The 11,510-nt window shown below is 48.5% G+C and carries 10 protein-coding genes; 8 read left to right on the top strand and 2 right to left on the bottom strand.

Annotated features, from left to right (window positions below; all coding sequences use genetic code 11):
• The first annotated feature begins 14 nt into the window (after window positions 1–14).
• On the top strand, window positions 15–1,412 hold the full coding sequence (gene sufB / locus AC6ESO_RS05795; protein WP_494818502.1) for a Fe-S cluster assembly protein SufB: 1,398 nt from the start codon (window positions 15–17) through the stop codon (window positions 1,410–1,412).
• A gap of 77 nt (window positions 1,413–1,489) precedes the next feature.
• On the opposite strand, the gene AC6ESO_RS05790 is transcribed toward sufB, so the two are convergent.
• Complete coding sequence (locus tag AC6ESO_RS05790; RefSeq protein WP_497090575.1) at window positions 1,490–2,542, bottom strand: HD-GYP domain-containing protein; 1,053 nt, start codon at window positions 2,540–2,542, stop codon at window positions 1,490–1,492.
• A gap of 154 nt (window positions 2,543–2,696) precedes the next feature.
• Complete coding sequence (locus AC6ESO_RS05785; protein WP_497090574.1) at window positions 2,697–3,431, bottom strand: molybdenum cofactor biosynthesis protein; 735 nt, start codon at window positions 3,429–3,431, stop codon at window positions 2,697–2,699.
• A gap of 111 nt (window positions 3,432–3,542) precedes the next feature.
• Between AC6ESO_RS05785 and moaA the strand changes: the two genes are divergently transcribed.
• The 7 genes from moaA to AC6ESO_RS05750 all read left to right on the top strand — a co-directional run bounded on the left by moaA (window position 3,543) and on the right by AC6ESO_RS05750 (window position 11,493).
• Window positions 3,543–4,544 (top strand): GTP 3',8-cyclase MoaA, encoded by a 1,002-nt coding sequence (moaA, locus tag AC6ESO_RS05780; RefSeq protein WP_497090573.1) that lies wholly within the window; start codon window positions 3,543–3,545, stop codon window positions 4,542–4,544.
• Between the two features lie 31 nt (window positions 4,545–4,575).
• A complete protein-coding gene (locus AC6ESO_RS05775) occupies window positions 4,576–5,058 on the top strand; it encodes a hypothetical protein (RefSeq protein ID WP_497090572.1) in 483 nt (160 codons plus the stop codon).
• A 22-nt stretch (window positions 5,059–5,080) separates the two neighbouring features.
• Window positions 5,081–6,523 (top strand): bifunctional metallophosphatase/5'-nucleotidase, encoded by a 1,443-nt coding sequence (locus AC6ESO_RS05770; RefSeq protein ID WP_497090571.1) that lies wholly within the window; start codon window positions 5,081–5,083, stop codon window positions 6,521–6,523.
• A 72-nt stretch (window positions 6,524–6,595) separates the two neighbouring features.
• Entirely contained in the window at window positions 6,596–7,441 is an 846-nt protein-coding gene (locus tag AC6ESO_RS05765) for an undecaprenyl-diphosphate phosphatase (RefSeq protein WP_494818508.1), read from the top strand.
• Window positions 7,442–7,677: 236 nt separating this feature from the next.
• Entirely contained in the window at window positions 7,678–8,787 is a 1,110-nt protein-coding gene (locus tag AC6ESO_RS05760; RefSeq protein ID WP_497090570.1) for an HD-GYP domain-containing protein, read from the top strand.
• Window positions 8,788–8,963: 176 nt separating this feature from the next.
• The gene (gene yfkAB / locus AC6ESO_RS05755; protein ID WP_497090569.1) at window positions 8,964–10,100 is read left to right on the top strand and encodes a radical SAM/CxCxxxxC motif protein YfkAB; all 1,137 of its coding nucleotides are present in this window, start codon (window positions 8,964–8,966) and stop codon (window positions 10,098–10,100) included.
• Window positions 10,101–10,146: 46 nt separating this feature from the next.
• Window positions 10,147–11,493, top strand: a complete 1,347-nt coding sequence (locus tag AC6ESO_RS05750) for a hemolysin family protein (protein WP_497090568.1) — start codon at window positions 10,147–10,149, stop codon at window positions 11,491–11,493.
• Window positions 11,494–11,510: the final 17 nt, after the last annotated feature.

Raw genomic sequence — 11,510 nt, 5'->3', positions numbered from 1 at the left:
AGGAGGCTATTACGATGGCTAAAGAAATGCCTGATTTAGAAGATTATAAATATGGCTTTCGCGATGAACATAAAGCGATTTTCCAATCCGGTAAAGGGCTAACCCCTGAAATCGTTCGTACGATTTCGGAAATCAAGAACGAGCCGGAATGGATGCTTGAGTTCCGTTTGAAGGCGCTGGAGCAGTTTTACAAAATGCCAATGCCTAAGTGGGGCGGCAACATGGATGATCTGGATTTCGACGATATCCAGTACTATGTTCGTCCTTCCGAGAAGCAAGGTAAAACGTGGGAAGAGGTTCCTACGGAAATCAAAGAAACCTTCGATAAGCTCGGTATTCCTGAAGCAGAGCAGAAGTTCCTTGCAGGGGTATCCGCCCAGTACGAATCCGAGGTTGTTTACCACAGCATGCAAGAAGATCTGGAGAAGCAAGGTGTTATCTTCACGGATACGGATACAGCTCTTCGCGAATATCCGGAGATCTTCAGACAATATTTCGGCACGATCATTCCTCCGGCAGATAACAAATTTGCAGCTCTGAACAGTGCGGTATGGTCCGGCGGCAGCTTCATCTATGTTCCAAAAGGCGTGAAATGCGAAATTCCGCTTCAAGCGTACTTCCGTATCAACTCCGAGAACATGGGGCAATTCGAGCGTACACTGATCGTAGCGGACGAAGACAGCTTCGTACATTACGTTGAAGGCTGTACGGCACCGATCTACAGCACGAACTCGCTTCATAGCGCAGTAGTAGAAATTCTTGTTCTCAAGAACGCTCGCTGCCGTTATACGACAATTCAGAACTGGGCTCCGAATATCTACAACCTGGTTACGAAACGTGCCGTTGCCGAAGAAAACGCGACAATGGAATGGGTTGACGGAAATATCGGCTCCAAGCTGACCATGAAATACCCTGCAGTCGTTCTTAAAGGCCGTGGCGCTAAAGGCATGGTACTTTCAATCGCGGTTGCAGGTAAAGGCCAGCATCAAGATGCCGGCGCGAAAATGACTCACCTGGCGCCGGATACGACTTCGACGATCGTTTCCAAGTCGATCAGTAAACACGGCGGTAAAGTAACATACCGCGGATTGGCTTCCTTTGGCCGTAACTCCGAAGGTTCCAAAGCTAATATCAAATGCGATACGCTGATCTTGGATAATGAATCGACGTCGGATACTATTCCGTACAACGAAATCATGAACGACAACATTACGCTTGAGCATGAAGCGACTGTGTCCAAAGTTTCCGAGGATCAGCTGTTCTACTTGATGAGCCGCGGACTTACTGAAGCAGAAGCTACGCAAATGATCGTAATGGGCTTCATCGAGCCGTTCACGAAAGAGCTGCCGATGGAATATGCGGTAGAAATGAACCGTCTCATCAAGTTTGAGATGGAAGGTTCGATCGGTTAATACGGGTTAAATGGCAAATAAAAACTCCGAATCCTCTTGAAGAGGTTCGGAGTTTTTTTTGTTTGATCCTATATGAATTACATGTAGACTTGTTTAACTTCAAGATTGCGGGTGACGGTAAGATCGACGAAGCGATCTTCAATGCGAACCAAGGGACGGAAAAATTCGGAAGGATGAGTCATAATGATGGTTCCTGTCTCGCCGGATACGAGTTCTACCTGTTTACCGATGAAATTCGGAATCATATGTTTGATGAAGGTATGTGTCGTATAGGCATCCAGCTCGGTGAAGCTCATCCGGTAGAGTTCCTTCAGCACGAAGAGCAAATCGCGCTTCTTCTGGTACACGCGCGAGGAGATCATCGCGCTGTATACATCGGCAACAGCAACGATTTTGGAGACGGGATGGAGATCATCGCCCTTTAATCGATTCGGATAACCTGTGCCGTCAATTCGCTCGTGATGCTGCAAAGCTACCGTTGCGGCAAGCGATTCGCCGAACGAATCTCGAATGATTTGATGCCCGTAGATCGTATGTTTCTTAATCGATTCAAACTCGTCATCAGAGAGTTTCCCCGGTTTATTCAGGATTCCGTCTGTGATCTGGCATTTGCCGATATCATGGAGGAATCCGGCTTGTCCGACCTTAACCGCTTCTTTCTCGGAATAGCCGAGCCAAGAGGATAAGTAGTAAGAAAGCATTCCAACTTGAACGGAATGCTGATAGGTGTAATCATCCTTAGTATTAAGCAGAAGCAGCATGGATACGACGTCGCGTTCCATTCTGAAATTGTCCACTAACGGCTGAAAGGTATGTATAACGTCATCCTCGAAAATTTTACCGTTCTGCATCGCCTCAAGAAACAACTGTTCGTAACCGTTTACAGCATCCTGGTAGATGGGCTGTACAGTAGGTATCCACTTGGGGTTGATTCCTGATTCTATCGTTCTAGCCGATTCCTCTTGTATCCTTGAGATGATATCGACATATTCAATTTGATGCTGAAACAGCTTCGAAATTTCTCTGGCAAATAATTCAGTACCTTTAGAGAGTACATGTAATCCGTAGCCGTTGAATGTATCGTTACTTAATTTATCTCCGTCTCTAAGCTCCGTCACATGGATCCGCATACATTCACCTCGAATGACTTATCAATTAGGCTAAGCAATGATAAGACCATGGTAGCAATAAAATGCAGAATTGGCAATGAGAGCGCAAAAAAAACAGTGCTATATACCCTATTTTGATTACCTAAATTCTTACTTTAAAGCTAGAAAAAACCTCTTACAGTGGCGTGACGGGGTTCCAAGGACCTAGCTGATGGCCTTTCCATTCCGAACCGTCTTCCCAAATCTCGCGTTTCCATATCGGAACGATCTGTTTCAGTCGCTCGATGGCGTAACGGCTTGCTTCGTAACAGTCGCCTCGATGTGGGGCAGAGACGGCAATGACGACGCTAATTTCAGCGATTTCAACGACACCGATCCGGTGCGCGATTGCGACAATGGCCCCGGGCCAGCGAGCTTCGATTTCATCGCCGATTTGTTCCAAGGTCTTAACAGCCATGGGGACGTACGCTTCATATTCCAGACGTACGGTTCGTGCGCCATGCGTCCATTCCCGAGTTGTGCCGGTGAACGTAAGGGCAGCACCGTTGTTCGGAACGATAACCATAGCTGTAATTGCTTCTACGGACAACGGTTGGTCGGTCACAGCAAAGCGGCTAACTTGCGCTGCATCAGTGCCGATTGCAGCTTGCTCCGTTTCGCCGCCTGATACAGGAGGGAGCAACGCAAGCTCATCATTTGCCTGTATAAGCTGCTCATCCGCGGCATAGGTCTGATTGCAGGCCATGAAAGAAATCGTAATTAACGAAGCATCAGCAGGGTAGCGAGTGATCAGCTCCTGCTTTAATTGGTGCACGGAGAGTTCGGTTTGATCCAGCTCAAGCGTGATTAGACTCGCTCCAAAACGTTCGGACAAACCGGCAAATAGATGGATATTCCATTTTACAGACATGTGTTTAACCTCTCGCTATCGTAATGTTAATGGTCTCCATAGCATACCATAATGAGTCCAAAAATGTTATGCTAGAGGCAGAGTTTGGAGTACCGAGGAGGTGCGCGGTGAATGACCGCATTAACAGATCGATTTGGACGCGTTCATGATTATTTGCGCATATCCGTTACGGATCGTTGCAATTTGCGCTGCCTGTACTGCATGCCTGAGGAAGGCGTACAGTTCGAGCCTGCGGAAAACTTGCTTAGTTATGATCAAATCACAGAGGTCGTGCGCGCTGGCGCAAGCTTGGGCATTTCCAAGCTGCGAATTACCGGTGGAGAGCCCCTCGTCCGCCCGGGTCTTGCAGATTTAGTGCGTCAGCTTGCAGCCATTCCGGGTATTAAAGATATCTCGATGACAACGAATGGCGTGCTGCTGGCTGATCAAGCAGAGGCGCTTCGCGAGGCCGGCGTGAATCGTGTGAATATCAGTTTGGACACGCTCGATCCCGCTCGTTTTCAATTCATTGCAAGGCGCGGCGATTTGAAGCGAGTGTTGAAAGGCATAGAGGTGGCGGCTCAAGTCGGTTTTGCTCCGATCAAGCTTAATTGCGTGCTGCTTAAAGGCGTCAATGAAGATGAGATCGCTGCATTTCTAAGAATGGCCCATGATCAACCGCTTCATGTGCGATTTATTGAATATATGCCTATCGGACATGCCGATGACAATTGGAGAAATCATTATTTGCCCCTTACGCGCGTTCTGGAGATCGCACAAGAGAATGGCTTGAATATTTCCCAGATTCACGATGTGCAGGGGAATGGGCCATCCGATGATTACCGGATTGAAGGCGGCAAAGGCTCCTTCGGGCTGATCCATCCTGTTAGTGATCAGTTTTGCTCGCGCTGCAATCGACTTCGGTTGACTGCCGACGGCCATATTCATCCTTGCTTATATTGGGTAGATGAATTAAATGTGAAGCCTGCCCTTGGCGACGCGGAGAAGATGGTGGAGCTGTTTAGCAAAGCGATGTCGATTAAACCGCTTAATCATGAAATGGCCGCGAAGCTTTCGAATGAAGCGCAAAGCCATGAGCCTACGGGAAGACGGATGTCTCAGATCGGCGGATAATATTTTTTTCGGGGAAAAGAGAGGGATTGGCATGACCGTTCAATCGGGAAACACTTCGATTTTAATCGCTTATACAGGACAAGAGCCAGTTAGCATGACAGCAGATGAAATGGCCAAACTGGCGGGCGCGAGCTTCCACTTATCCAATCGGATCGCCGGCGGAGCCGGAGAAGCATTCGATTTCGGAGCATGGTTCGAAGCCTGGCGCAGCAGGCAAGGGATCGCTGCTGATGCCCCGCTGCCTACTCATATGAAAGTAGAAGCCGTCGATACCTTCGAGGCTCTTATTCCGTGGGAGCAGCTAAAGGAAGCTGCAGTGCAATATGCCATCGATGGAGCGCCGCTGCCTAAAGGCGGACCGATTCGACTGTATGTGCCGCATGGTTCAAGCGAATGCTTAAATGTAAAAAGCGTTGTCGTATGCAAGTTCATCCATGACGAAGAGAAACGCGGGGAAGTATCCTACGGCTTCAAGCAAACCTTCTCAGCGGAAGAGATGCGTTTAAAGCGGTAGTCCTTGCAACCGGGAGGCAAGCATGAAAGATATGGCAACGGATGCGCCGGATGTCGTTTTACTACATAGTAATGACATTCACAGTCGTTTGGAGCAAGCAGCAAAGATGGCTGCATACATCGAGGAGACACGGCAAGTATACGGGGCTGAGCATGTATTGACCCTGGATATCGGCGATCATATGGATCGCATGCGTGTGGAAACGGAAGCAAGCGACGGCCTGGCTAACATTGATTTAATGAATGCGGCAGGCTATGAGGTTGTAACGATTGGCAACAACGAAGGGCTGACTTTTACACCGGAGCAGCTGGCTGAAGCTTACGCAACGCGAGCATCCTTCAAGACGGTTTGCGCCAATTTCTATCAGTTAGAGGATGGTAATCGTCCTTCCTGGCTGCTTCCGAACACGATTATTCGTAAGGGAAAGCTGCGCATCGGTCTAATTGGCGTGACGGCTGCTTTCTCTGAGTTTTATAAGCTTCTGGGCTGGAATGCCACTAATCCATTACAAGCAGTTTCGGAGCAAGTTACAGTGCTGCGGCCTCAGGTGGATGTATTAGTGGTCATGTCGCATGTCGGCATTACATTGGATCGTCAAATGGCTGCTGAAATTGCAGGCATCGACCTTATCTTGGGCGGCCACACGCATCATTTATTTGAAGTGCCGGAAGTGATTGGGAAGACTTCACTTTGCGCGGCAGGCAAATTCGGCGAATATTTGGGGCATGTGGAGATTAGGATGGAGGCTGCAACGAATCGTCCGATTATCCACGCGAAGGTTGTACCGATGGAGGCGCGGAGAGAGCAGCCTGAGGCGGCAGCGCTAATCAGCGGCTTTCAAGCGGACAGCCGTCAACGTCTCAGCCGAGTCATTACTGTGCTGGAACAACCAATGACTGCAAGCAGCGAGCATGAAACATCGCTCAGCAATTTGCTTGCCGCCGGACTGCGCCGCAAAGCCGATGCCGAGATTGGCATCGTCAATACGGGGCAGCTGCTCAGCGGCCTCGCCGCAGGAGAAGTGACGGCAGGCGATCTTCATGCCCTCTGCCCATCACCGATAAATCCATGCCGGATGAAATTAACCGGCACTGAAATTCGCTTGTCGCTTGAAGAAGCGCTTCAACGCGAATTCGTGGATAAACCGATCCGCGGGTTCGGTTTCCGGGGTCTGGTCCTCGGTACGCTAGCCGTCGACGGACTCGAAATCCACTATTCGCCGGAGCGAGCGAACTACAACAGAATCTCGTCCATCGTAGTTAATGGTCAACCGTTACGGGACGAGGGGGTCTATATTGTTGGGACGATCGATATGTTTACCTTTGGAGTCGGTTATGAGAAAATCAAATACGGCACCGACGTTACGTATTATTTGCCTGAATTTATACGCGATGTGCTGGAGCATGAGCTGCTCGATAAAGCCGCGATTGCCGAGAGCTATCGGCAGCGTTGGATTGTAGACTGATGCAACGACAATGAAACGCCAAGTTAACGATTACGAAGAAGCGTTACTGCAGAAACGCCTTAGGAGGATCAAATGGGAGACATTATTCACGCGATTATTTTAGGTATTGTAGAAGGCTTAACCGAATTTCTGCCCGTATCATCGTCGGGGCATATGATTTTGACGAACAAGCTGCTTGGGATTGCATCGGATGATCAGGCAATTGTTACGTTTGAAATTGTCATCCAGCTGGGTGCTATATTAGCGATGGCCATTGTTTATTGGGATCGTATTCTGGATCTGTTTGGTCTGTCGCGCAAAGCGCAATCGCTAGGCACGCTTTCTTCGGGAAGACGTAAAGCGCGCAAATTGAACTTGATCCATGTTGCGCTCGGTATCGTGCCTGCGATGCTGCTTGCTTTTCTGCTGAAGGATATTATCAAAGGTGAGGGCTTCAATCAGACACCGGTCTTATTTTCCCTCGTGGTCGGCGGGATCTATATGATCGCTGCCGAGCGGCTGCAGAAGACTCGTCGAATAAAAGTGGTATCCGAAACGATGGACGATATTTCGTACAAGCAGGCTTTCGGTATCGGCTTGCTGCAATGTTTGTCGCTTTGGCCGGGTTTCTCCCGTTCGGGCTCTACAATTGCCGGCGGTATGCTGACAGGGACTAGCTATAAAGCTGCAGCAGATTTCTCGTTCCTAATGGCAATTCCTATCATGGTGGCGGCTACCGGCTATGAAATGCTCGACAACTACAAGTATATTGAAGGCGACAATTTGATGTTCTTTATTGTAGGGTTCCTCGTCTCCTTTGTTGTTGCTTGGCTTGTCATTGTCTTGTTCCTGCGCTTTATCCAGAAGGTAAGACTGACGCATTTCGCTATTTACCGTTTTGTATTGGCGGCTTTGTTCTGGCTGTTTGTGATGAGCTAAGAAAAATAACACGAATATGTCGATATTTGGCGAATCGGTTATTGCTCTTTTTTCTCAAATCCCTTACAGTAACATTACGAGGTTTTTTAAAATACTAGAAAGTATTGGTATTTTGATCGATACTTCACTAGCATTTTCAGGGAAGAAACTTACCACGCCGACACCGTACGGCATAGCATTTCTTCTTACCTAGCCTACAAATTTAGGAAAATAGATGCAAGGCAGGGGTCGATACGATGCGATTATTGCCCACACAGATGTGCCGGCCGGGCATGAGACTAGCTAAAAAGATATATTCCGAGGATGGACTGGTCCTACTTGGCGAGAATGTCGAATTATCGGCAAGATTGATTACCCGCCTTTACGAGTGCGGGGTTCATTTTGTCTATATTCAAGATCCGAGAACGGCCGATCTGGTCATTCCCGATATTATAAGCGAAGAAACAAGACATAGGGCGCTTAGCGAGATTAGGACGAATTTCCGAGATTTAATGGATCGTCCTAATCGGAAGACCGGCGTTACTTATCCATATATAGCGAAATCGTTCAAACAAATAATGACGATGGTTATCGACGATTTGACGGATCAGAAGGATGCTATGATTATGCTCATGAACATGGGCATTGTGGATGATTATTTGTTCCAGCATTCGCTGAATGTATCGGTCTACACGACTTTGCTGGGCATTGCGCATGGCTACACCAGGGACGAGCTGATGACGCTTGGTCTCGGTGCCATGCTGCATGACATCGGCAAGACGCAGATCAGCATGAATATTCTCAAGAAGCAAGGCTCGCTATCGAGAGATGAGTATGAGGAAATGAAGCGGCATGCGGAACGCGGTTATTATCTGTTGAAGGATGAGCCGAATATTCCATTGCTTGCTGCCCATTGCGCCTATCAGCATCATGAGCGGCTGGATGGGAGCGGTTATCCGCGAGGCATTAAAGGCAATGAAATTCACGAGTATGCGAAGTGGATTGGGCTCGTCGATTCCTATGATGCGATGACGACAACTCGTATTTACCGTAATCCGCTGCTGCCCCATGAAGCGGTAGAGTCGCTATATGCCGGTACCGGTACATTATACGAGCAGAGAATGCTTCAGCTGTTCCGAGATAAAGTAGCCATTTACCCGCTTGGCATTACCGTAAAGTTTCATTCCGGCGAGAGCGGCGTCGTTGTAGATATCAATGCTTCTTGCCCGCACAGGCCTGTCGTTCGAATTCTGAACAACGAGCAGGGCGAAGAGCTGAAGGTGCCTTACGAGGTTGATCTATCCAAGCAATTGACGACGATGATTGTAGGCGTGAATGAGGATCAATCATTTGCTGAGGCTTACTAAGGATCAGGAGTGAACGGCTCCAGCAGCCCAATCCAATATGGTAGTCCGGGGAGCCGAGCAGGCTCCTTTTCGTTTTTTGCACCATTCTGTTTGCAACGAGCGACTTCGGACATTACAATAAAAGAAAGCTATTTAAGAGCGTGCGTATATCATGACAAAGTAAGGTGCTGAAACAAATGCAGAATGCTATACCTTTTGTACAACCAAATTCGAAGCTATTATTCACGCCCGCGAACGATCCGTGGGATCCCATTCTTTCCTTGCGCGAGCATGGTCAGCATGTGCTGACAAGTGTCGAGATGACACTATCCAACTTATGCAACATGCGCTGCGAGCATTGTGCCGTTGGCGACACATTAGTGCTGGCAGAACCTGCGAAGCTGCCGCTCGATACGTTATTGCGCAGATTAGATGAAGTTGAACATCTGAAGACGATTAGTATTACCGGCGGTGAACCTACGTTCTCAGCGAAAGCAGTGCGAGAGTATATGATTCCGCTGCTGAAGTACGCGCGCGGTAGAGGCATATCCTCACAAATTAACTCCAATGTCACATTGGACTATGGCAGGTACGAGGAGATCGCGCCTTACCTGGATGTGATGCACATTTCATTCAACTACACGAGCAGCGAGGATTTTCACCAAATAGGCTTTGCCAAAAGCGGGCATCCTGTTTCGAAGGAAACGGCAGCGCGTATGTATGACCGCATGATTGAGAATGCAAGACGACTAAGTGACGGCGGACTGTTCGTTTCGGCAGAATCGATGATTAATTTCCGGACTTACAATAAAATGCCGGAGATTCACAAGCTGATTCTGGAAATGGGCTGTAAGCGTCATGAGGTTCATCCGATGTATCCTAGCGCATTTGCAGCGGATTTGCCGGTTATTTCGAAGCAGCAGATGCGAGATGCCATTGCTTCCTTGCTGGACAGCCGGGACCCATCTGTATGGATGCTCTTCGGCACTTTGCCGTTCTACCACTGTAATGAACAAAAGGAAGACCGCGAGCTGCTTGCGAGATTGGCTGCAGCACCGCTTGTCACGGTGCGTAACGATCCGGATGGCCGCAATCGTTTGAACGTAAATTTATTCACAGGCGATGTGTTCGTCACCGATTTCTCCGATGTTCCGGCGTTCGGCAACATTGGCTCAGATCGGTTAGACGATCTGTTCGGCCGATGGCTTGCGCATCCGCTGGCACGCAGCGTTGATTGTCATTGCCCGGCTGCTTCATGCTGCGGACCGAACCTGCTCGTGAAAGACATGTATTACCGGGATGTCGACTTTGGAACTCGTCAAGCCATCCTATAATATAGATAGAGCGGCGATATGCCGATGAGAGGAGCGGACGAAGCCTTTGCATGAATTTGAAGCAGGCCGAATTCTGTTGAATTTATGTGTAGTCCTTATACTTGTTTTGTTGAACGGTTTTTTCGTAGCGGCGGAGTTCTCCTTAGTGAAGGTTCGTTCATCGAGGTTGACGCAGCTGTCCAATGAAGGACATAAGAGGGCGAAGTATGCGCTGACCGTAAACAAGAAGCTGGATGCTTACTTGTCAGCCACGCAATTCGGTATTACTTTAGCTTCTCTTGGTTTAGGCTGGGTAGGGGAGCCGGCCATTTCTGATCTCATCGTGGAACCGTTGTTTTTCAAGTTCGGTTTAACGGATGAGACGCTCGTACATACGGTTTCGATCATTATCGGATTTCTCGTCATTACCTTTCTGCACATCGTACTTGGAGAGCTCGCGCCTAAATCGCTGGCGATTCAGAAATCAGAAGCGACTTCCTTATGGCTTTCGATGCCGCTGCTCTTCTTCTACAAAATGTTTCTGCCTGTCATTTGGCTGCTCAACGGATCAGCCAACCGCTTACTGCGATTGTTTGGCGTTCAGCCGGCCAGCGAGCATGATTCGGCACATACGGAGGAAGAAATTCGCATTCTGATGAATCAAAGCGCCAAGAGCGGCATTATCGATAAGGATGAGCTTCGTCTGTTTGATAATATTTTCGAATTCAGCGACAGGCTTGCCCGCGAGGTTATGCTGCCAAGGACAGACATGGACTGTCTCTATGCGGAGCATTCCTATGAGGAGAATATGAAGATCGTTTACGCCACCAAACATACTCGCTATCCGGTTTGTGTGGAGGATAAGGATCAGCTCATCGGATTTGTGCATATTACGGATTTGCTCACATCCGATCCGGATGAGGAGCAATCCATCCAAAAATATCTCCGCCCGATTCTCAATGTGCCGGAGTCGATGGAAATTAGCCATGTATTAAAGCTGATGCAGCGCAAGCACTCACAGCTGGCTATCGTTGTGGATGAGTATGGCGGAACTGCCGGGATGCTGACAACTGAGAGTATTCTGGAGGAAATTGTCGGTGAAATTCATGATGAATTCGATAATCAGCAGCCAAACATTGTCGTTAAAGGCGATGTCACCTCTGTAGACGGTCGAACGCTGATCGAAGAAATCAACGATATGTTTAACTTGGATATTGAAGATGAGGACGTCGATACAATCGGCGGCTGGCTCTTCACGCAGCTGGAAGGCAATCCGGATAAAGGCAAGAAGATTGTAGTTGATGACTATGCTTTTGAAGTAGCGGAAAGCGAACGGCTGCGAGTGCTGCGTGTATCTATCTACCGCGTGAAGCAGCAACCGGGAGAAACTGAGCAGCTGGATGAAACGGAATAAAGAAGTTGAGGCTGGCG

This window comes from Paenibacillus rhizoryzae, from assembly GCF_059686995.1.
Note: the sequence above shows the minus strand (reverse complement) of the source record. Positions and strands in the feature narration are given on the sequence as shown.

Coding starts and splice junctions, on each gene's coding strand:
- moaA (WP_497090573.1), top strand. CDS start 3,543: ATGACCGCATTAACAGATCGATTTGGACGCGTTCATGATTATTTGCGC.
- AC6ESO_RS05775 (WP_497090572.1), top strand. CDS start 4,576: ATGACCGTTCAATCGGGAAACACTTCGATTTTAATCGCTTATACAGGA.
- AC6ESO_RS05760 (WP_497090570.1), top strand. CDS start 7,678: ATGCGATTATTGCCCACACAGATGTGCCGGCCGGGCATGAGACTAGCT.
- yfkAB (WP_497090569.1), top strand. CDS start 8,964: ATGCAGAATGCTATACCTTTTGTACAACCAAATTCGAAGCTATTATTC.
- AC6ESO_RS05770 (WP_497090571.1), top strand. CDS start 5,081: ATGAAAGATATGGCAACGGATGCGCCGGATGTCGTTTTACTACATAGT.
- AC6ESO_RS05790 (WP_497090575.1), bottom strand. CDS start 2,542: ATGCGGATCCATGTGACGGAGCTTAGAGACGGAGATAAATTAAGTAAC.
- sufB (WP_494818502.1), top strand. CDS start 15: ATGGCTAAAGAAATGCCTGATTTAGAAGATTATAAATATGGCTTTCGC.
- AC6ESO_RS05765 (WP_494818508.1), top strand. CDS start 6,596: ATGGGAGACATTATTCACGCGATTATTTTAGGTATTGTAGAAGGCTTA.
- AC6ESO_RS05785 (WP_497090574.1), bottom strand. CDS start 3,431: ATGTCTGTAAAATGGAATATCCATCTATTTGCCGGTTTGTCCGAACGT.